21 protein-coding genes and 1 pseudogene are annotated in these 19,121 nt (G+C 68.4%); 16 read left to right on the top strand and 6 right to left on the bottom strand.

Annotation, left to right across the window (positions count from 1 at the left end):
• Positions 1–92 precede the first annotated feature (92 nt).
• A complete protein-coding gene (locus ASD37_RS27875) occupies positions 93–536 on the bottom strand; it encodes a (deoxy)nucleoside triphosphate pyrophosphohydrolase (protein WP_056559494.1) in 444 nt (147 codons plus the stop codon).
• A 24-nt stretch (positions 537–560) separates the two neighbouring features.
• Between ASD37_RS27875 and ASD37_RS27870 the strand changes: the two genes are divergently transcribed.
• Positions 561–842 (top strand): 4a-hydroxytetrahydrobiopterin dehydratase, encoded by a 282-nt coding sequence (locus ASD37_RS27870; protein ID WP_056559491.1) that lies wholly within the window; start codon positions 561–563, stop codon positions 840–842.
• On the opposite strand, the gene ASD37_RS27865 is transcribed toward ASD37_RS27870, so the two are convergent.
• Positions 823–2,076, bottom strand: a complete 1,254-nt coding sequence (locus ASD37_RS27865) for a mannosyltransferase (protein WP_082570459.1) — start codon at positions 2,074–2,076, stop codon at positions 823–825. The two genes, ASD37_RS27870 and ASD37_RS27865, sit on opposite strands and share 20 nt — an antisense overlap.
• A gap of 109 nt (positions 2,077–2,185) precedes the next feature.
• On the opposite strand from ASD37_RS27865, the gene ASD37_RS27860 reads away from it, so the two are divergent.
• Both ASD37_RS27860 and ASD37_RS27855 read left to right on the top strand, forming a co-directional pair.
• Positions 2,186–2,848: a hypothetical protein gene (locus ASD37_RS27860; RefSeq protein WP_056559487.1), complete on the top strand. Its 663-nt coding sequence runs from the start codon at positions 2,186–2,188 to the stop codon at positions 2,846–2,848.
• Between the two features lie 46 nt (positions 2,849–2,894).
• Complete coding sequence (locus tag ASD37_RS27855; RefSeq protein ID WP_056559484.1) at positions 2,895–3,893, top strand: hypothetical protein; 999 nt, start codon at positions 2,895–2,897, stop codon at positions 3,891–3,893.
• Positions 3,894–3,966: 73 nt separating this feature from the next.
• On the opposite strand, the gene ASD37_RS31230 is transcribed toward ASD37_RS27855, so the two are convergent.
• Together ASD37_RS31230 and ASD37_RS27850 are read right to left on the bottom strand one after the other, a co-directional pair.
• A complete protein-coding gene (locus ASD37_RS31230) occupies positions 3,967–4,116 on the bottom strand; it encodes a DUF1059 domain-containing protein (protein ID WP_079922554.1) in 150 nt (49 codons plus the stop codon).
• Positions 4,117–4,119: 3 nt separating this feature from the next.
• Positions 4,120–4,704, bottom strand: a complete 585-nt coding sequence (locus ASD37_RS27850) for an HhH-GPD-type base excision DNA repair protein (protein WP_056559481.1) — start codon at positions 4,702–4,704, stop codon at positions 4,120–4,122.
• A 193-nt stretch (positions 4,705–4,897) separates the two neighbouring features.
• Between ASD37_RS27850 and ASD37_RS31225 the strand changes: the two genes are divergently transcribed.
• Positions 4,898–5,194 carry a DUF732 domain-containing protein gene (locus tag ASD37_RS31225; protein WP_156721138.1) on the top strand — a complete coding sequence of 99 codons (297 nt, stop codon included), beginning with the start codon at positions 4,898–4,900 and terminating at the stop codon, positions 5,192–5,194.
• A gap of 116 nt (positions 5,195–5,310) precedes the next feature.
• Here the strand turns inward: ASD37_RS31225 and ASD37_RS31730 are convergent.
• Positions 5,311–5,409 (bottom strand): annotated as a pseudogene (locus ASD37_RS31730) (Fe-S cluster assembly protein HesB); the annotation flags it as partial.
• Between the two features lie 56 nt (positions 5,410–5,465).
• Here ASD37_RS31730 and ASD37_RS27845 point away from each other — a divergent pair.
• The 7 genes from ASD37_RS27845 (at position 5,466) to ASD37_RS27815 (ending at position 12,969) form a co-directional block, all read left to right on the top strand.
• Positions 5,466–6,665, top strand: a complete 1,200-nt coding sequence (locus ASD37_RS27845) for a sensor histidine kinase (RefSeq protein WP_056559477.1) — start codon at positions 5,466–5,468, stop codon at positions 6,663–6,665.
• The gene (locus ASD37_RS27840) at positions 6,662–7,465 is read left to right on the top strand and encodes a LytTR family DNA-binding domain-containing protein (protein ID WP_056559474.1); all 804 of its coding nucleotides are present in this window, start codon (positions 6,662–6,664) and stop codon (positions 7,463–7,465) included. The genes ASD37_RS27845 and ASD37_RS27840 overlap by 4 nt, the downstream gene beginning before the upstream one ends.
• The gene (locus ASD37_RS27835; protein ID WP_056559471.1) at positions 7,458–7,829 is read left to right on the top strand and encodes a hypothetical protein; all 372 of its coding nucleotides are present in this window, start codon (positions 7,458–7,460) and stop codon (positions 7,827–7,829) included. The genes ASD37_RS27840 and ASD37_RS27835 overlap by 8 nt, the downstream gene beginning before the upstream one ends.
• Complete coding sequence (locus tag ASD37_RS27830; protein WP_056559469.1) at positions 7,826–9,562, top strand: cation acetate symporter; 1,737 nt, start codon at positions 7,826–7,828, stop codon at positions 9,560–9,562. The genes ASD37_RS27835 and ASD37_RS27830 overlap by 4 nt, the downstream gene beginning before the upstream one ends.
• 177 nt (positions 9,563–9,739) lie before the next feature.
• Entirely contained in the window at positions 9,740–10,081 is a 342-nt protein-coding gene (locus ASD37_RS27825) for a DUF485 domain-containing protein (protein WP_056559464.1), read from the top strand.
• A complete protein-coding gene (locus ASD37_RS27820) occupies positions 10,078–11,706 on the top strand; it encodes a cation acetate symporter (RefSeq protein WP_056559461.1) in 1,629 nt (542 codons plus the stop codon). The genes ASD37_RS27825 and ASD37_RS27820 overlap by 4 nt, the downstream gene beginning before the upstream one ends.
• Positions 11,707–11,775: 69 nt before the next feature.
• Complete coding sequence (locus ASD37_RS27815) at positions 11,776–12,969, top strand: MFS transporter (RefSeq protein WP_255354950.1); 1,194 nt, start codon at positions 11,776–11,778, stop codon at positions 12,967–12,969.
• 10 nt (positions 12,970–12,979) lie between these two features.
• On the opposite strand, the gene ASD37_RS27810 is transcribed toward ASD37_RS27815, so the two are convergent.
• On the bottom strand, positions 12,980–13,753 hold the full coding sequence (locus tag ASD37_RS27810; RefSeq protein WP_056559458.1) for an IclR family transcriptional regulator: 774 nt from the start codon (positions 13,751–13,753) through the stop codon (positions 12,980–12,982).
• A gap of 143 nt (positions 13,754–13,896) precedes the next feature.
• On the opposite strand from ASD37_RS27810, the gene ASD37_RS27805 reads away from it, so the two are divergent.
• The 5 genes from ASD37_RS27805 (at position 13,897) to ASD37_RS27785 (ending at position 19,118) form a co-directional block, all read left to right on the top strand.
• Positions 13,897–14,859 (top strand): hypothetical protein, encoded by a 963-nt coding sequence (locus tag ASD37_RS27805; RefSeq protein ID WP_156721137.1) that lies wholly within the window; start codon positions 13,897–13,899, stop codon positions 14,857–14,859.
• Positions 14,860–14,879: 20 nt separating this feature from the next.
• Positions 14,880–15,821, top strand: coding sequence for an acetaldehyde dehydrogenase (acetylating) (locus ASD37_RS27800; RefSeq protein WP_056560029.1), 942 nt, complete (start codon positions 14,880–14,882; stop codon positions 15,819–15,821).
• On the top strand, positions 15,818–16,822 hold the full coding sequence (gene dmpG / locus ASD37_RS27795) for a 4-hydroxy-2-oxovalerate aldolase (RefSeq protein WP_056559452.1): 1,005 nt from the start codon (positions 15,818–15,820) through the stop codon (positions 16,820–16,822). The genes ASD37_RS27800 and dmpG overlap by 4 nt, the downstream gene beginning before the upstream one ends.
• A gap of 67 nt (positions 16,823–16,889) precedes the next feature.
• Positions 16,890–18,449: an APC family permease gene (locus tag ASD37_RS27790; protein WP_056559449.1), complete on the top strand. Its 1,560-nt coding sequence runs from the start codon at positions 16,890–16,892 to the stop codon at positions 18,447–18,449.
• A 153-nt stretch (positions 18,450–18,602) separates the two neighbouring features.
• A complete protein-coding gene (locus ASD37_RS27785) occupies positions 18,603–19,118 on the top strand; it encodes a TetR/AcrR family transcriptional regulator (protein ID WP_200960011.1) in 516 nt (171 codons plus the stop codon).
• Positions 19,119–19,121: the final 3 nt, after the last annotated feature.

Here is a 19,121-nt window from a genome sequence, read left to right as displayed (position 1 = left end):
TCCCGCCGACGCATTCGCCTCGGGCGTTCGGTCGATGCGTCGCCACGGTGTGCGCCATGTCACCGCAGCGGAATGGTCGCCGAGCGTGGGTGCTATGGCGTTCCCGGCCGCCGATCTCCGCCAGAAGACCTACGGTCGACGCCGTCGTGCCGCGCCAGAACGGCGGTCAGTTCCGGCAACCAGGCACGGTCGGCGGGCACCCAGTCGAGCGCGTCGAGCTCGTCGGCGGTCACCCAGCGCAGCGCGCGATGGTCACGCGGGTGCAGGGTTCCGCCCGTCTGCGTGACGCGGAAGGCCCGCAGGATCGTCGTCGCGCTCAACGCCACCTCGGCGCTCAGCTGGGCTCCGACACTGACCTCGACGCCCAGTTCCTCGTCGAGTTCGCGGGTCAGTGCTGCGGCGTCACTCTCCCCCGGCGTCACCTTGCCGCCGGGCAGTTCCCACAGTCCGGCGAGTTCCGGAGGCCGGTCGCGTTGGGCCACCAGAAGTTTGGCGCCGACGATCAAGGCGCCCGCGACGACGATCTGGTTCGGCACGCTGCGACGGTATACCGTCGAAACATGGCCGTGCTGACCGACGATCAAGTGAACGCCGCCCTGGCCGACCTGGCGGGCTGGGAACACTCCGACGGAGCCCTACGCCGATCGGTGAAGTTCCCCGCATTCCTCGACGGCATCGACGCCGTCCGCCGCGTCGGCGAACATGCGGAACTCGAGGATCACCACCCCGACATCGACATCCGTTGGCGGACAGTGACTTTCACACTCGTCACGCACTCCGAGGGCGGCATCACCGACAAGGACGTCGCGATGGCAGGCGACATCAACCGGATCGTCGGCTGACCACCGCGAGGTAGGCCAGCGTCGCCACCGCCGCCAGCACGTAGAGCGAGCCGCACAGCTCGGCGTACCAGGGCCTGCCGTCCAGCCTGCCGGTGTCACCGGCGAACGTCACCAACCACGGCGACCCGACGTAGGCGAGCACCACCCACGCCCAGCCGACGACCCTGGCGCCCGGATGTGTCGACCCGAGCACCAGCCACATGGCCAGCGGCATCATCCACACCCAGTGGTGGGTCCAGCTGATGGGTGAGATCAGCAACCCGAACAGCATCACCACGACGATCCGGCCGAGCGCGTCGTCGGCCCCGACCCGCCACCACGCCGCCAGGCTGAGCGCCGCGGTGACCGCGACGGCGACCAGCAGCGGCACGCCGTACCCGACGTCGTGACCCGCCACGTAGCCAAGGGCGCCGCGCAGCGACTGGTTCATCGGGGTGTCCACCACGCCGACCCGGTTGGCGTTGCCCAGCAGGTCGGTGAAGTAGAAGCGGGCCTGAGCGCCGCCAAGCAGGATCGACGCCGCCACCGTCGCGCCGAACACCACCGCAGAGAGCAGCACGACGCCCCACCGGCGCGCGCCGACGAAGTACATGCCCGCCACCGCAGGCGTGAGCTTCATGCCGGTCGCCAGCCCCACCAACACCCCGGACACCCACCATCTGGTGCTATACACCGCATAGAGCACGGCGATCATCAGCAGCGCGCCGACCTGGCCGAGTTCGAAGAGGTGGCGTACCGGTTCGAACCAGATGGCGAGCGCGGTCCACGCCATCGCCTGCCGGGCGTCGGGCGTGCCCATCATCTTCAGGACGAGCGCCGCGGAGCCGTAGAGCGCCGCCACGGTGCCGAGCTGCCAGCACAGGGCGACGACGGGGAACGGCAGGAAGTGCAGCGGGTAGAACACCACGCCGGCGAACGGCGGATAGGTGAACTGCAGCGGCAGCGGCGGGATCACCGGGTGGTAGACGAAGTCGTAGAGGCCGCCGTCGCGCATGGTCGCGGCGCCGTCGACGTAGACGTGGAGGTCGATGAAGTTGGTGCCGTTGGGCACCAGGTAGGTGACGGCGAACCGCGCGAGAAGGCTGACCGCGAGCAGGTACGGCGCGGCGCCCGCCACTCGGCGTCGGGGCACCACGGTGACGCCGACGGGTTCGACCTCTGACTGTCTCGTTATCCGTCCGACTCTAGTTTCCGGTCGCCGCCGGGCGTGCCAGGCGGGCGGTTCGGTCACCATCGGCCGTCATAGCCATAACGGTTGAGTAAATGCCACACGTGTCACTTGAGTAACACCAGTAACTCCGTAGCTTCGGTTTCAGACGTGTCACCAACTGATCGGGAGAACCATGCACTTCGCCAGAAAAGCCCTTGCCACCAGCGTGATCGCGGCCGCATGCGCCGTCCCGGGTGCCCTGCTGCTCAGCGCCACCGCATCGGCCGACCCGATTCCGGCCCCCGCGCCCGCCATGCCGAACATCCCGTTCCTCAACGGCATGTCGCCGGCCAACGCGCCGGCGATGCTGCAGGGCCTCGCGTCGGCGTTCACGGGCGCGGCAGCCGCACCGGCGGCCGCCCCCGCAGCACCGGCGCCGGCGGCCACCGCGTCGGTGACGCTGCCCGCCGCCGCGGCGCCTGCCGCTGCCCCGGCGACGTCGGCCCTGCCCGGCCTGCTGCCCGCCGCCGCCGCTCCCGCCGCGGTGCCCGCAGCGCAGCCTGCCGGCCTGGTCCCCACCGCCGAGGTCCAGATCCCGCAGGTCGCGAACAACGTGTTGCCGCTACCCAAGGAGCTCAGCTTCCCGGGTGACCTGACCTCGCTGCTGCCCCCGGGCCTGCCGCTGGCCAACCTGCTTCCGCGGTCACCGGCAGCCGTCCCCGCCGCAGTGCCCGCCGCGACGGCCCTTGCGCCCGCGGCCGTCGCCGCCGTCCCGGCTGCGATCGCACCCGCGCTGCCCGCCACGGCAGAAGGCGCGTTCGCACCGCTGTTCTTCCCCACCTCCGCACTGCCCTGACGTTCACCCCTCACCGCCGCACCACCATCGACATCACGGGAGAGTCATGCCATCGACCAGAACGCTTCTGATCGCACTCGGTGCGTCGGCCGCGCTCGTGCTGAGCGCCCAACCGGTCGCCAACGCGGAACCCGCGCCGCCGTTGCCGTTGCCGTTGCCGATCAGCGGTCTTCAGGCGCCAGGGCTCCCCGCGATGGAGAGCCTGGGACCGGTCATTCAACAAGCCGCTGGTGACCCGACGAACGCCGCCTCGATGCTGATGGCCGCGGCGGCGGCGTTCGCGGGCAACAGCGCGATGCCGTCGGGATCGAAGAACGTCGCGACGGCGGTGAACCAGTTCGTCGCCGATCCCCAGGTGGCCCACGTCCCAGCGGCGGGCGCCATCCCCGGCACCGAGGCGCACCTCCCACAGGGGATCGACCCGGCGAATGCCGTCGGCCCCGCACCGGACGCGGCGCCACTGGCTGCGGTGCCGGCTCCCGACGCGGCGCCGGCGCCCGCTCCGGCCCCCGAGGCGGTGGCGGCTCCGGCCCCCGAGGCGGCAGTGGCTCCGGCCCCCGCGGCCGTGCCCGCCGCGGCGACCATCCCCAGCCCGGACGGCGCAGTTCCCGCACCGGCGCCCAACTTCGGGCCGGACGCGCCGACCACGCAGGACTTCATGTACCCGTCGATCGGCAACGGGTGCGGGTCCGACGGCGGCAACGTGCTGGCGGCGGCAATCTCCGTCGCGGGCCCTGCGTCGATCCCCAAGCCAGGACCCGTCGCCGGCCAGACGGCCTACGTGTTCACCGCGATGGGAACACCGGGACCGGCCCCCGTGCAGAAGCTCCCGCTGAACGTCACGTGGGTCAACCTGACCACCGGCAAGTCGGGAACGGTGACGCTCAAGCCGCAGGCCGACATCAACCCGGCGGGGCCGACGACGCTCACCGCGATCGCCGACACCGGCTCGGGCAGCATCATGTCGACCATCTTCGGTCAGGTCACCACCACCGAGAAGCAGTGCCAGTTCATGCCGACGATCGGTTCCACCGTCGTCCCGTGATCTCCCCCTAGACAGCACTGGCTGTCGTCGAGCCTCGGCGTCGACGACAGCCAGTGCTGTTTTGATGGGTGAGTCAGTAGGCCATGAAGAGGATCATCTCGCGGTCGTACTCCCGGCCCGGGTGCGCCTCGGAGAGATGCGACTGAGCCTTCTCGACGAGGTCGTCCTCGTCAGTGCCGACAATGGCTTCGCCGCAGGGACAGCTCAAGTGTGTTTTCGCCATGCCTCACGATCCCACAGCCCCGGCCTTCGCCGCCGCCTTGGCCGCCTTCTTGTACGAGCGCACCTTCTCCAACGAACCCTGGTCGACGACGTCGGCCACCGACATGTGCGACCCCTCCGTGCCGTAGTCGCCGGCCGCCGCGCGCCAACCCTCAGGGGTGACGCCGTACTGCTTGCCGAGCAGCGCCAGGAAGATCTTGGCCTTCTGCTCGCCGAAGCCGGGTAACGCCTTCAGCCGGCGCAACACCTCGGGGCCGTCGGGGTCACCCGCCGTCCACAGCGCCACGACGTCACCGTCGTACTCGTCGACTATCGTCTGCGCCAACGTCTGCAGCCGCTTGGCCATCGAACCCGGAAACCTGTGCACCGCAGGCTTTTCCGAGAACAGCTTGACGAAGGCATCCGGGTCGTAGTCCGCGATCTCGCGGGCGTCCACGCCACCCATCCGCTCGGCCAGCTTCTGCGGGCCCGCGAACGCGACCTCCATCGGGATTTGCTGATCCAGCATCATCCCGACCAGCAGCGCAAAGGGATTCGACTCCAGCAACGCGTCGGCCTCGGGATCTTGCACTAGCTGCAGGGTGGGCACGTGGCGAGTCTAAGGCGTGTCGCGGGAGTCAGTGAATGCACGGCACCGCAATTCTCGGGCACGCTCGGTTCGACGGAATCGCGCTTGAACGCCCACACGAAGCGGACGCAAAGAGGTGATTGAGCGGTCTGTGTCGGTGGAGTGTGCGAACGTAAACACAACGAAGCGGGGCTTACATCCGAGGGGAATCAGAATGAATCGTGCGCTTGCAACACTCATCGCAGCGGTGGCCACCACCCTTGCCTTCGCCCCCGCAGCGAACGCAGTACCGGACCAGGGCACGCCGGCGTTCGACGAATACCTCCAGGGATTGCAACGCAATGGCTACAACCTGAACCCAGATACTGCGTGGCGCGTATCCCACCAAGCATGCGTAGGCGGCATTCCGGGATACATCGGTTTGGAACTGGCTGCTCAAGGGGTGATCGGCCCCGGGGCTCAGGAGCGCGTGATGGACGTGGCCAGAAAGTACGCCTGCCCAGTTCAGTGAGGAAGAACAACGCGCATCACGGCACTCGTCGTGCCCCCGGATCCACTCAGCGACAGCAACGTTGATGCTTTACCCGGACGATAAGCGGCTACCGGGTCCAGTCATCATCGCGTGGTGAGTTGCTGATCCAGCGTCATCCCGACCAGCAGCGCAAAGGGATTGGATTCCAGAAGGTCGTCGGCGACGGGATCTTGCACTAGGTGCAGTTTCGCCATTGCGCCAGTCTAAGGTGACGTTCACTCCCGCAGACCGGCCGACCGTGCGAGGTGACATGCCTGCCGAGATCGCGATCGCCTTGGCGTCAGCGCTGTTCCTGGCCGTCGCCGCCGCCGTCATCGCGGTGCGCACCCGCCGCGTCGTGGCGACCCCCACCGAGCGTGCCGTGCACGCCGCGCTGCACACCGCATCGCTGGCGGCGCACGCACTGCGGCACGGGCTCGACGAGGATTCCGCCGGTCGCGCCGCGCCGTTCCTCCGGCAGCTCACCGGTGCCGACGCGGTCGTCGTCTACGACGCGTCCGGTGAACACCTGGCCCACGATCCGTCCGACACGGCCGACGCGCTCGCCGCGGCCGGGACCGCAGCCAAGGAAGCCCTCGCCGGGCCGCGACGCATCATGTCGAGCCACCGCGCGGGCGCGATGGTCGCGCAACCACTGCTGACCGACGACGGCGACGCGCTCGGCGTCTTGGTCGCGGTGACGTCGCGTCAGCCAGGCCCCGGCATGGTCGGCGCCATCGGCGAGGTGGCCGGCTATGCCGCCAGTCAGCTCGAACTCGCCGACCTCGACGCCTCCCGCGCCCGCCTCGACCGCGCCGAGGTGTTGGCGCTGCGCGCCCAGATCAGCCCGCACTTCATCTACAACGCCCTGAACACCATCGCGTCGTTCGTCCGGACCGACCCCGACCGCGCCAGGGAGCTGATCCTCGAATTCGCCGACTTCACCAGGTACTCGTTCCGCGCGGCGGGCCAATTCACCACGCTGGCCGACGAACTGCGCAACATCGACCGCTACCTGACGCTGGAACGGGCCCGCTTCGGCGAATCACTCACCGTCAGGCTGCAGGTCGCCCCCGAGATGCTCGCGGTCGTCGTCCCGTTCCTGGCACTGCAACCGTTGGTGGAGAACGCCGTCCGGCACGGGCTGGCCGACCGCGGCGGCGGAACCGTCGAAATTCTCGCGCGTGACGACGGGACCGATTGCGTCATCACCGTCGAGGACGACGGCGTCGGCATGGACCCCGAGGCGTTGCGGTCCGGCCCCGCCGACGCACTGGCCGACGGGGCGCCCGACGCGAGCGGGCATTCCGCGCACGTCGGGTTGACCAATGTCGACCATCGCCTGCGCGCGGCATTCGGAAACGACTACGGTCTGGTGGTCGAGACGGCCGTGGGCGCGGGAACCAAGGTCCTCATGCGGGTCCCGAAATTCCGGTCGGGAGTCCGGGCCGGCGGAGGTGCGTTCAGGTGAAGCCGCTCGTGGTGCTCGCGGTCGACGACGAGGCGCCCGCGCTCGACGAGCTGGCCTACCTGCTCAACGCGCATCCCGACATCTCCGAGGTGCTTCGGGCCGGTGACGCGACTTCGGCGCTGCGCGAACTGAACCGGCGTTCCATCGACGCGGTGTTCCTCGACGTCAACATGCCCGGCCTCAGCGGCCTGGAATTGGCCGGGGTCCTCGCCAACTACTCCTACCGTCCCGCCGTGGTGTTCGTGACCGCGCATGACGACAAGGCCGTCGAGGCGTTCGACGTCGGGGCGGTCGACTACCTGCTCAAGCCCATCCGGCAGAGTCGGCTCGACGAAGCCGTCCGCAGAGTGCTTGCCGTCGCGTCCGAGCCGAGCCACGCTCCCGACGAAGACGACGACGAACGCGACGACGTCATCCCCGCCGAGCTCGGGGGCATCACCCACCTGGTGCCTCGCGACACCATCAGCTGGGTCGAAGCCGAGGGCGACTACGCGCGCCTGCACTCCGAGTCGGGCGCACACCTGGTGCGCATTCCGTTGAGCACCCTCGAAACCCGTTGGCGGGAACGCGGTTTCCAGCGGATCCACCGCTCCTATCTGGTGGCGCTTCGGATGGTGACCGGACTGCGGACCAGCGACGGGGCGGTGCTCGTCCGCCTGCGCGCGAACGGCGCGTCGCCCGCGGTGGAACTGCCCGTCAGTCGCCGTCAGGCCCGTGAACTCCGCGACCGCGTCATCCGCGAACCGATGCGCAACCTGCGGCCCGCGAGCTCGACCGGGGAACTGGTCGACGATGACTAACCCACGCCCCCAACGCGAACGCGTGATCCTGGCCAACCGGCGCGGCGCCAGGGTCATCCGCACGCGGGTCGAAGTGCAGGAACAAACCCGGGTCGGTGACGCGTTGGTCCGCGGTCTGGTGCGGGCCCAACTCGGGCTGGCGCTGCGCCTTGCCGCCGTCGCCGTGTGTGCGGTCGCGTTGATCCCCTTGCTGCTTGGCCTCTTTCCCCAGATTGACGACGTTCAGATCGCCGGCATCCGGCTGAACTGGCTGATTCTCGCCGTCCTCGTCTATCCGGTGCTGTACGGCGTTGGCCGGCTCTACGTTCGACTGGCCGAACAGGGTGAGCGGGACTTCGTCCGCGTGGTCGACGGCGAACCGTGACGGGCGCACCGCTCACCGCAGCGGCCCTGCTCGCCGCGGCGCTTGCCACCGTCGGCATCGGCTTCTACGGAATCCGACTGTCCCGCACCACGTCGGACTTCTTGGTGGCCTCGCGCAGCATCGGCCCGCAGTGGAACGCCGCCGCCATCTCCGGTGAATACCTCTCGGCTGCCTCGTTTCTCGGTGTCGCGGGACTGATAGCCAAGTACGGTGCCGACGCGCTGTGGTATCCCGTCGGCTTCACCGCCGGCTACCTCGGTCTCCTGCTCTTCGTCGCCGCTCCACTGCGCCGCTCGGGCGCGTACACCGTGCCAGACTTCGCCGAGTTCCGACTGGGGTCGGCGCGGCTGCGCAAGGTGGCGATGCTCGTCGTCGTCGTCATCTGCACCTTCTACCTCGTCCCCCAGTACCAGGGCGCCGGACTGGCACTCAAAACCCTTCTCGGCCTTCCGGTGTGGGTGGGGCCGGTGGCCGTGGGCGCCATCGTCGTCGTCAACGTCGTCGGCGGCGGCATGCGTTCCATCACGTTCGTGCAGGCGTTCCAGTACTGGTTGAAGCTCACGGCGATCGCCGTTCCCGCGTTGGCGCTGCTGGCCCTCTTCCTGAGCGACACCACGACGTTGGACGGCCCGCTGCCGCCCGTCATCCAGCACCAGACGACGGTCACCGTCGAAACCGACGTCGTCGTCCAGGTTGCCGAACCGAGGGGCATCACGGTGACCGGCGACGTGGACGGCACCCGCATGGACGGCGCGGCGTTCCCCGCACCCGGCCAATACACGTTGGCCCACGGGAGCACGCTGACGCTGGCCGCGGGATCGGCGACACCGGTGGTCGCCGGCGCACCCAGCTCGGGCGACGACTGGCTCGCCTCCGGCCGCGGGCTTGGCGGCGGCCACCCTCTCTATCAAGTCATTTCGATCATCATCGCCACCTTCCTCGGCACGATGGGACTGCCCCACGTGCTGGTGCGCTTCTACACCAACCCCGACGGCACGGCGGCCAGACGAACGGCGCTGGCGGTGATCGCCCTGCTCTCGCTGTTCTATCTCTTTCCGACTCTGCTGGGGGTGTTCGCGAGGCAGTTCGTGCCGCAGCTGCTGATCACGGGCACCGCGGACGCGGCCGTGCTGCTGCTCCCCAGCGCGGCGATCGGCGGTGGGGCGGGTGCGGTTCTTGCCGCCCTGGTCGCCGCCGGCGCAATAGCCGCCTTCCTCGCCACCTCGTCCGGCCTGCTCGTCAGCATCGCGGGCGCGCTGTCGACCGACGTGCTGCGCGGCCGGGTGCGCGACTTCCGGGTCGCCGCGGTCGTCGGCGGCATGGTGCCCATCCCGCTGGCGCTGCTGGCGTCGTCGCTGGAACTGTCGCGCAGCGTCGGCCTCGTCTTCGCGGTGGCCGCGTCCACGCTGTGTCCCCTACTGGTGCTTGGCATTTGGTGGCGCGGGTTGACCAGCGTCGGTGCCGCTTGCGGTCTTGTCGTCGGCGGCCTCGCCTCGGGGGTGGCTACGACGCTGGCCGTCGTCGGCGGTATCGACGACCGGCGGCTCGGCGGCTGGCCCGCCGTCGTCGTCGGCTATCCCGCCGCGGTCACCGTTCCGCTGGCGTTCCTGACGATGGTGGTGGTGAGCCTGCTGACCTCGGCGTCGCGACCACCCGACGTGGCCAGGATCTTCGCTCGCATGCACGTCCCGGAGCGGCTCGGCATGGGTGTGGAGCGGCTCCCCCGCGAGTGAGGGTTGAGCACTTCCCGTCGCTTCGCTCTGCCCTCCGAACCGTTCGTCGTCGTTGTCCGACCGCTCACCGCACGCCGTCCCGGCTTCGGCGTCCCATCCTGCGAATCTGCTGAGTATGTGACGTGAGTCTCAATAGGCTCACCTCGAGATCTCACTTCCAGCGTCAGGAGCACCGCGGTGGCGACCACCGATAGGCCGACGGCCAACACGGCCCAACAATTCGTGGACATGCAGGCCAGCCCCGAATTCCAAGAGCTACGAAGCCGCCTGCGCCGCTTCGTCTTTCCGATGACGGCATTCTTCCTCGTCTGGTATGCCACCTACGTCCTGCTTGGGGCGTTCGCACACGACTTCATGTCGATCCGCGTCTTCGGCTTCGTCAACGTCGGTCTGCTGATCGGCCTCGGACAATTCCTGACGACGTTCCTCATCACCGGGATCTACGTCCGCTTCGCCAACCGCGAACTGGACCCGCGGGCCGCGGCGATCCGCGCCGAGATGGAAGGCACCGAGCAATGACGTACCTCGCCGCGAGCGAAACCATCGGCAACCCGGTCGCAAACATCGGCATCTTCGCGCTGTTCGTGGTCATCACCATGATCGTGGTGATCCGCGCCAGCAAGAAGAACGCGACCGCCGACGAATTCTTCACCGGCGGTCGGGGTTTCAGCGGCCCGCAAAACGGCATCGCCATCGCCGGTGACTACCTGTCGGCAGCCAGCTTCCTCGGCATTGCGGGCGCCATCGCCGTCTACGGCTACGACGGCTTCCTGTACTCCATCGGCTTCCTCGTCGCGTGGCTCGTCGCACTGCTGCTGGTGGCCGAATTGCTGCGCAACACCGGCAGATTCACGATGGCCGACGTGCTGAGCTTCCGGCTCAAGCAACGCCCGGTGCGGATGGCGGCGGCCACGTCGACCCTGACGGTGTCGCTGTTCTACCTGTTGGCGCAGATGGCCGGCGCCGGTGGGCTGGTCGCACTGCTGCTCGATGTCAAGAGCAGGAGCGGACAGTCGATCGTCATCGCCGTCGTCGGCATCCTGATGATCGTCTACGTCTTGGTCGGCGGCATGAAGGGCACCACGTGGGTGCAGATCATCAAGGCCGTGCTGCTGATCGCGGGCGCCGGGCTGATGACGGTGATGGTGCTGGCCAAGTTCGGCCTGAACTTCTCCGAGATCCTCGGCGCCGCGCAGACCGCCGTCTCGGGGTCGGCGGACAAGGCCGTCGCCGCGCGCGACGTGCTGGCCCCCGGCGCTCAGTACGGCGCCTCGACCACCTCCAAGATCAACCTTCTGTCGCTCGGTCTGGCGCTGGTCCTCGGCACCGCGGGTCTCCCGCACGTGCTGATGCGGTTCTACACCGTGCCGACGGCCAAGGAAGCGCGTCGCTCGGTGGTGTGGGCCATCGCGCTCATCGGCGGCTTCTACCTCTTCACCCTGGTGCTCGGATACGGGGCCGCAGCGCTCGTCGGACCGGACAAGATCCTGGCGGCGGCGGGCGGCGTCAACTCCGCTGCGCCACTGCTGGCGTTCGAGCTTGGCGGCGTGATTCTGCTCGGCGTCATCTCCGCGGTCGCCTTCGCGACGATCCTCGCCGTCGTCGCCGGCCTCACGATCACCGCGTCGGCGTCGTTCGCCCACGACATCTACGCCAGCGTGATCAAGAAGGGTCAGGTAAGCGAGAGCGAGCAGGTCAAGGTCTCGCGGATCACGGCGGTCGTACTCGGCATCTTCGCGATCGGGCTGGGCATTCTGGCCAACGGTCAGAACGTCGCCTTCCTGGTGGCGCTCGCCTTCGCGATCGCCGCCGCGGCCAACCTGCCGACGATCGTCTACTCGCTGTACTGGAAGCGGTTCAACACCCGCGGTGCGCTGTGGAGCATGTACGGCGGGCTGATCTCGACGCTGGTGTTGATCGTCTTCTCCCCGGCGGTGTCCGGCGCCAAGACGGCCATGATCCCCAGCGTGGACTTCGCGTGGTTCCCGCTGGCCAACCCCGGCATCGTGTCGATTCCGCTGGCGTTCGTCCTCGGCATCATCGGCACCATGACGTCCAAGGTGCCCGGCGATCCGGTCCTCGACGCCGAGATGGAAGTCCGGTCGCTGACCGGCGTCGGCGCCGAGAAGGCAATCTCACACTAGGCGCGGCGGGGCGTCGGGAAGTCCCGGCGCCCCCGGCGCGTTGACCGCCACGTGCCTACGATCAGCCAAGTGACCGAGCAGCAGCCAACGCCAACCCGCCAGCGGTTCGGGTTCGCCCTGCTCGCATACGCATTCGCGGCGATCATGCTCGGCACCACCCTGCCGACGCCGATGTATGCGCTCTACTCCGACCGCATGCACTTCCAGGTGCTGACCACCACGGTCATCTTCTCCACCTACGCCGTCGGCGTGCTCGCCGCGCTGCTGGTGTTCGGACGCTGGTCGGACGCGCTCGGTAGGCGCCCCGTGCTGCTCGCGGGCGCCGGGTTCGCCTTGGCCAGCGCCGTGGTGTTCCTGTTCGCCGACGACGTGCCGTTGCTGCTGGTGGGCCGGGTGCTGTCGGGTCTGTCTGCCGGCGTCTTCACCGGGACCGCGACCGCCGCGATCGTCGAAACCTCTCCGCCCCATCAGCGCGACCGCGCGACGGCGATCGCGACCGTCGCCAACATCGGTGGGCTTGGCGCGGGGCCGTTGGTGGCCGGGGTGCTGGTGCAGTACGCCCCCGCCCCGTTGCAGCTGTCGTTCTGGGTGCACATCGTGCTGGTGCTCCTCGGCGTCGGCGCGGTGCTGATGGCTCCCGAAACGTCGTCGCGCACCGGAACGCTTGGTATGCAACGACTGTCCGTGCCGGCTGAGATGCGGCCCGTGTTTCTGACCGCGGCGACGGCGGCGTTCGCGGGGTTCTCCGTCACGGGCCTCTTCATGGCGGTGGTGCCGACGTTCGTCCGGTCGGTCATCGGCATCGAGAACCACGCCGTCGCCGGGCTGGTGGCGAGCTCGATCTTCGTCGCCTCGGCGATCGCCCAACTGTCGGCGCGCCGCATCCCGCCGCGGCGGGCCGTCGCGGTCGGCTGCGCAATCCTGGTCGTGGGCATGGTGCTGCTGGCCGTCGCGCTGCACCTGGCGTCGCTGCCGCTGCTGGTAGTCGCCGCCCTCGTGGCAGGCACCGGGCAGGGCATCAGCTTCAGCCGTGGCCTGGCCGCCGTCGCAGAACTGGCGCCCGCCGACCGCCGCGCCGAGGTCAGCTCGACCTACTTCGTGGTGGCCTACGTGGCGATCTCGGTGCCGGTGATCGCCGAGGGGTTCGCCTCCCAGCACCTCGGCTTGCGTACCGCCGGGGTCAGCTTCGCGATCGCCACCGCGGTGCTCGCCGCGATCTGTCTGGTCTCGATTCTGGTGCAGGAACGACGGATCGCCCGGTAAGGGCGTCCCGTCAGGGCAGCTTGGCTGCGATTTCGCGGGCACCCGCGACGACCTGAGTGCCAGCGTGGGCCAAGCTCTCGGCGGTCAGCCGGTGGGTCAAGAAGCTGATGCTCAGCGCGTAGCGCGACGGCGCCCCGTCCGGCGTGGGCACGGCGGCGGCCACACAGGTGAGCTCCTCGGCGGCCTCCTCGCGGTCGACCGCAAAGCCGTGCTCGCGAATCTCCTTGATCTCCACAGCCATCTTTCTCATCGAGGTGATCGTGTGCGCGGTCAACTCGGGGAGTCCCGCCGAGGCGACGACGTCGTGCCAGACGCTGTCGGGCATGGTCGCCAGCAGCGCCTTGCCCAACGCGGAGGCATGCCACGGATCGGTCTGCCCGACGTCACTGACCTTCTTCACCGCGCGCCTGCCCTCGACGACTTCGAGGATGACCACGCTGCGATCTTTGTGCGCGGCGAAGTTCACCGTCTCGTTGAACTCGTTCACCAGCCGCTCCATCGTGGGTATCACCGCGTCGGAGGGAACCTGGTTCGAGAAGGCCCGCTGTCCCAGCCGGAAGATCTCCCAGCCCAGTCGATATTGGTTCGCGTTGAAGCGTTCCACATAACCGAGTGCGGACAGGCTGTTGAGGTAGCGCAGCACGGTCGCCTCGTTTAGCTCTGTGCGCCTTGCGATTTCGGTGAGATTGCCGATGTCGGAGTCCGCCACCGCGGTGAGGATCCTGGCCGTGCGTTCAACGCCGATCAGGCTGGTGGACTTCTCCGATGCCGCAGCTGGTTTCACTCAGTGAAGGTTACCAGTACCCAGTGAATTGACCGTTCCTGTTGACAGCCGCGTCCGCACCTCTTAGATTTTCATTCAGCGCAGTTAGTTGTCACTCAGTGAAACTCCGGATAGTGCGCGATCCGGCCTTCGAAGGAGAAGCGATGCCCACCGCAGCCGACAGCCGTAGTTCCAAGGTCGACGGGGCCAGCATCCTGGCCGCACAAGACCTCATGACGGCCGACGACTACGCCCTCACCCCGTCGACCAAGGCGTTCGACGACGGCGGCAAGTATCGCCTGGAAATCTCTGGCGTCGAAAGACTTTCGACCCTTGAGGCCATGCTCGACGAGGCCGACGAGCATGGGGTCTTCATTCACCGCGTCATCGCCTTCGGCGGCGGGACGACGTTGCTCACGACGAAGGAACTCGCCGACGTCAACGCCCTGGCGACGGAGCGCAGCATCGAACTGATCGCCGTCCCCGGGCCGCGCACCGGCTGGGACCTCGGCCGCCAGGCGCTGAGCACCGAAGGCCAGGCCGGTGGTCGACGCGTCCGCGGCCTCGACAACATCCGCTACCTTCTCGACGACTACCTCCGCATCTTCTCGACCGGTATCCGCGGCGTATTGGTGTGGGACGAAGGCGTTCTCGACATCCTGAACAAGGCGCGCGACGCCGGCCACATCCCTGCGGACGCCAAGTTCAAGATCTCGGTCTACGCCGGTCACGCCAACCCGGCTTCAATCCGGATTCTCCAGGACCTCGGCGCCGACAGCGTCAATCCCGTCGGCGACCTCTCCCGCCCCATGCTGGCCGCCATCCGCAACTCCGTCGACGTCCCGCTCGACGTCTGGGCGGAGACCTTCGAGTCATTTGGTGGGATGAATCGGCTGTGGGAAGCCGGCGACATCGCGCGCGTCGCGGGGCCGGTCTACTTCAAGATCGAGCCCGGTGAGTCCGAAGCCGTCATGTACAACGGCTGGGTTCGCCCCGAGTTCCACGCCGAACTCATCCGTCACAAGGTCCGCCACGCCGCCATCCTCAACGAGCTGGTGCAGACCAACGCCCCCGACGTCGCGGTGTCGCCGAAGCCGCGCCCCGCGTTGCGCGCGCACACCAACTGATGCAGACGAACGGAGAAGTGATGACTCGACGTCATCGTGCCGCGATCATCGGCTCCGGAAACATCGGCACCGACCTGTTGATGAAACTGCGCCGCTCGAGCGTGCTCGACGTCGCGGTCATGGTCGGGATCGACTCTGGCAGTGACGGTCTCGCGCGGGCCGCGGCGATGGACGTGGCAGTCACCGCCGGCGGCGTCGACGGTCTACTGAGGCTCGGCGCCTTCGACGACGTCGAGGTGGTGTTCGACGCGACCAGCGCCGGCGCCCACCACGTGAACGACGCGGCGTTGGCGGAGTCCGGCAGGCGGGTCGTCGACCTCACCCCCGCCGCCATCGGTCCGTTCGTCGTGCCTGCGGTCAACATGGCGCAACTGGCGGGTCAGCGGAACCTCAACATGGTGACGTGCGGCGGTCAGGCCACCATCCCCGTCGTCGCGGCGCTGGCCAGCGTGACGGACGTGCACTACGCGGAGATCGTCGCCTCCATCTCGTCGCGGTCGGCGGGTCCTGGCACGCGGGCCAACATCGACGAGTTCACGGACACGACGGCACGCGCCATCGAGATCGTGGGCGGCGCCACCCGGGGCAAGGCCATCATCGTGCTCAACCCGGCCGAGCCGCCGATGCTGATGCGCGACACCGTCGCCGCGCTGGTGTCCACGACGGACGAGGACGCGATCGACTCCGCGGTCACGGCGATGGTCGCCGAGGTGGCGCGCTACGTGCCGGGTTACCGCCTGGCTCAACGGGTTCGCGTCGACCCCGTTCCGTCGACCGATCCGCGTCGTCGCCTGGCCGGGGCCGCGGGCCACCTCGACCTGCAGCAGGTGACGGTCTTCCTGGAGGTGGAGGGCGCCGCCGACTACCTTCCGGCCTACGCAGGCAACCTCGACATCATGACGGCCGCCGCCGTCCAGGTCGCCGAGCAGTTGGTCACCCTGGCACCCGAGCCGGTCCGATGAGCACCGACGTCTACGTCCAAGACGTGACGCTGCGCGACGGCATGCACGCCGTCGGTCACTCGCTGAGCCTGGACGACGTCAGGCGCATCGCGGGTGCACTCGACACCGCGGGCGTCGCGGCGATCGAGGTTGCGCACGGTGACGGACTGGCCGGCGGCAGCCTGACCTACGGGGCGGGCAGGCACGACGACGGCGCCTGGATCGCCGCCGCGGCCGAGGTGGTCCAGACCGCCCGCCTGACAACGCTTCTCATCCCTGGCATCGGGACGGTCGACGACTTACGCGCGGCCGTCGACCTAGGCGTCACCTCGGTGCGAGTCGCGACCCACTGCACCGAGGCCGACATCGCCCGCCAGCACATCGGCACCGCGCGGTCCCTCGGAATCGACGTCGCCGGCTTCCTGATGATGTCGCACCTCGCCCCGCCGGATCGGCTGGCCGCCCAGGCCAAGATCATGGAGGACGCCGGAGCGGAGTGCGTCTACGTGACCGACTCGGCAGGCCGGTTGACGATGACCGGCGTCCGCGATCGAGTGCGCGCCTACCGCGACGTGCTCGCACCCACGACGTCGATCGGGGTGCACGCGCACCACAATCTGGCTCTGGGAGTGGCCAATTCACTGGTGGCAGTGGAGGAGGGCGCGCACCGCGTGGACGCCTCCCTGACCGGTCTCGGTGCGGGAGCGGGCAATTGCCCTCTGGAGGCCTTCGTCGCCGTCGCCGAACTCAACGGGTGGCAGCACGGGTGTGACCTGTACGCGCTGATGGATGCCGCCGACGACGTCGTCCGGCCGCTGCAGCAGCGCCCCGTCCGGGTCGACCGCGAGACGCTGACGCTGGGCTTCGCCGGCGTGTACTCAAGCTTCCTCCTGCACGCCGAGCGCATCGCCGCCGACGTCGGCGTCGACACCCGCGACCTGCTCGTCGAAGCAGGCCGCAGGTCGATGGTCGGCGGCCAAGAAGACCTGCTCCTCGACCTCGCTCTCGGCAAGAGGGGGTGACGGACCGCCGCGCAGCCCGGCCCCTGAAGCATCGTCACACGCCCATGAACACGAAAGATGAACCACTATGGAGAACGTCACCGCCTCCCTACCCCCACGACGGCCGACTCCGGCGCAGCCGACCGGCACCTCGCCTTCGCCCGACACGCCGCTGCCTGCCGGGCGGCGCAACCATGGCCTAAAGCAGAACAGCCTCGGTGTGCCGAGCATCTTCTTCTACATCATCGCCGCGGCGTCTCCGCTGACCGTCGTGGTCGCGCTGTTCCCCATCATCCTCGGCTCGGGCAACGGCGTCGGGATGCCCGGTGCGTTCGTCATCGCCGCGGTTGTGTTGATGATCTTCGCCGTCGGTTACGTGGCGATGAGCCGCCACGTCACCAATGCGGGCGCCTTCTACGCCTACGTGACGTTGGGGCTCGGGCGCATCGCCGGACTGGGGTCGGCGTTTCTCGCGATCTTCGCCTACAACGCGATCCAGGCCGGGCTCTACGGCGGTTTTGGCTACTACGCCGCCGAGCTGCTCAATCCCCGACTGGGTGTCGAGATCCCATGGTGGGCATATGCATTCGTCGGTTTGCTGTTGTGTCTCGGCCTTGGAGTGCAGGGCGTGCACTCCGGCGCGAAGGTCCTCGGTGTCTTCATGACGCTGGAGGTCACCATGATCACCATCCTCAGCGCGTTCAGCCTGTTCGGTGACGCCGCCGTCCCGGTGTCGCAGTTCTCCTTCGAGCCGTTCGCGCCGAGCGTCGTGCTCGGTGGCGCACTGGGCGTCGCGCTGATGTTCGCGCACGCCTCGTTCATCGGCTTCGAGGGGTCGGCGATCTACGGCGAAGAGGCAAAGGATCCGGCGCGCACCATCCCGCGGGCCACGTACCTGTCGATCGCGTTCATGGGCGTCCTGTACGCGGTGTCGGGCTGGCTCATCATCAACGCACTGGGCGTCGACCGCGTCGTGGGGATCGCCACCGAGACGGGCGGCAACTTCATCTTCGCGGCCAGCGACACCATCATCGGCCACAACATCTCGCTGTTGTTCCAGATTCTGATCGTGACCGCGACGTTCGCGGCCATCGTCACCTTCCACAACAACGTCTCCCGCTACACGTTCTCCCTCGGGCGACAGGGCTTGATCTGGAAGCCGCTCGGCTGGACACTGCCCCGCCGCCAGACGCCGTGGGTCGCGTCGATCGTGCAGAGCGTGACCGTCGGCATCGTGATCGCACTGTTCGCGCTCTTCGGGCAGGACCCCTTCGCCACGCTGTTCACCTGGGCGACGGGCATCGGCACCGTCGGGGTCATCCTGTCGCAGCTCGTCGCAGGCATCGCGATCTTCGCCTTCTTCCGCAAGTCCGAGGTCGACAAGCGGCCGTGGAACACCGTGATCGCACCGCTTCTGGCGATCGTGGGGCTCGGCGGGTTCTTCGTCCTCACGCTCGACAGCCTCGACGTGCTGCTTGGCGTGCAGGGCACGATGGCCGCCATCATGCTCTCGCTGGTGTTCATCGCCTTCCTCGCGGGTGCGGCCTACGGCGTCTACCTGAAGGTCGCGGCGCCGGCGAGGTATGCCCTCGTCGGGCAGGCGCTCAACGAGCGCGAGGTGCCCGAGCCGGCGCCAGAAGCTCAGTAGCCCAACGTTTTTCATCGTTCGCCGCGCGCCGATGCTCAACGTTACGTACATTTGTCCGCAACGATGCGTACGAATGTTCTTAACAAAGGAGTGGGCATGGGCTCCGCACCGCGGCGGGCACGTCGACACGACCCGGACAGAAAGGAGCGCATCGTGGCCTCGGCCCTGGAAGTACTCGCCAGCGACGGCGTGGCCGGCATCACCCACCGCGCCGTCGCCACCGCAGCCGACGTGCCGCTGGGCTCGGTCACCTACCACTTCGCCACGCTGGACGACCTCGTCCAGCACGCGTTCGAGGCCCACGTCGACACGCTGGCCAGCCGCTTCGAGGCCCGCTTGGCGTCGTGCGGCGACGGCGACGACCTCATCGAGACCATCGCCTCGGCCATCACCGACGACCTAGCCAGCCATCCCAACGAACTCGCCGTCACCTACGAGCTGTACGGCGACGCCGTGCGCAGGCCCGAAATCAGGCGCCTGACCCAACGCTGGATGGAACGTGCCGAGGACGCCCTGGCGGAGCACTTCGACCGCACCACCGCACGGCTCGTCGACGTCGTCGTCGAGGGCCTGATGGTGCACACGTCCATTGCGCAACAACCAATGTCGAAAGACGACGTTCGCGCCCTGCTGACCATGGCGGCCGGCAGCGCACCCACCACCACTTAGGAG

The sequence above is a fragment of the Mycobacterium sp. Root135 genome (genome assembly GCF_001426545.1).
GTDB lineage: Bacteria > Actinomycetota > Actinomycetes > Mycobacteriales > Mycobacteriaceae > Mycobacterium.
Note: the sequence above shows the minus strand (reverse complement) of the source record. Positions and strands in the feature narration are given on the sequence as shown.

Excerpts from the sequence above, each read along its gene's own strand:
- ASD37_RS27870 (WP_056559491.1), top strand. The coding sequence starts at position 561 with ATGGCCGTGCTGACCGACGATCAAGTGAACGCCGCCCTGGCCGACCTG.
- ASD37_RS27865 (WP_082570459.1), bottom strand. The coding sequence starts at position 2,076 with ATGGTGACCGAACCGCCCGCCTGGCACGCCCGGCGGCGACCGGAAACT.
- ASD37_RS27860 (WP_056559487.1), top strand. The coding sequence starts at position 2,186 with ATGCACTTCGCCAGAAAAGCCCTTGCCACCAGCGTGATCGCGGCCGCA.
- ASD37_RS27855 (WP_056559484.1), top strand. The coding sequence starts at position 2,895 with ATGCCATCGACCAGAACGCTTCTGATCGCACTCGGTGCGTCGGCCGCG.
- ASD37_RS31230 (WP_079922554.1), bottom strand. The coding sequence starts at position 4,116 with ATGGCGAAAACACACTTGAGCTGTCCCTGCGGCGAAGCCATTGTCGGC.
- ASD37_RS31225 (WP_156721138.1), top strand. The coding sequence starts at position 4,898 with ATGAATCGTGCGCTTGCAACACTCATCGCAGCGGTGGCCACCACCCTT.
- ASD37_RS27845 (WP_056559477.1), top strand. The coding sequence starts at position 5,466 with ATGCCTGCCGAGATCGCGATCGCCTTGGCGTCAGCGCTGTTCCTGGCC.
- ASD37_RS27835 (WP_056559471.1), top strand. The coding sequence starts at position 7,458 with ATGACTAACCCACGCCCCCAACGCGAACGCGTGATCCTGGCCAACCGG.
- ASD37_RS27820 (WP_056559461.1), top strand. The coding sequence starts at position 10,078 with ATGACGTACCTCGCCGCGAGCGAAACCATCGGCAACCCGGTCGCAAAC.
- ASD37_RS27805 (WP_156721137.1), top strand. The coding sequence starts at position 13,897 with ATGCCCACCGCAGCCGACAGCCGTAGTTCCAAGGTCGACGGGGCCAGC.
- ASD37_RS27800 (WP_056560029.1), top strand. The coding sequence starts at position 14,880 with ATGACTCGACGTCATCGTGCCGCGATCATCGGCTCCGGAAACATCGGC.
- dmpG (WP_056559452.1), top strand. The coding sequence starts at position 15,818 with ATGAGCACCGACGTCTACGTCCAAGACGTGACGCTGCGCGACGGCATG.
- ASD37_RS27790 (WP_056559449.1), top strand. The coding sequence starts at position 16,890 with ATGGAGAACGTCACCGCCTCCCTACCCCCACGACGGCCGACTCCGGCG.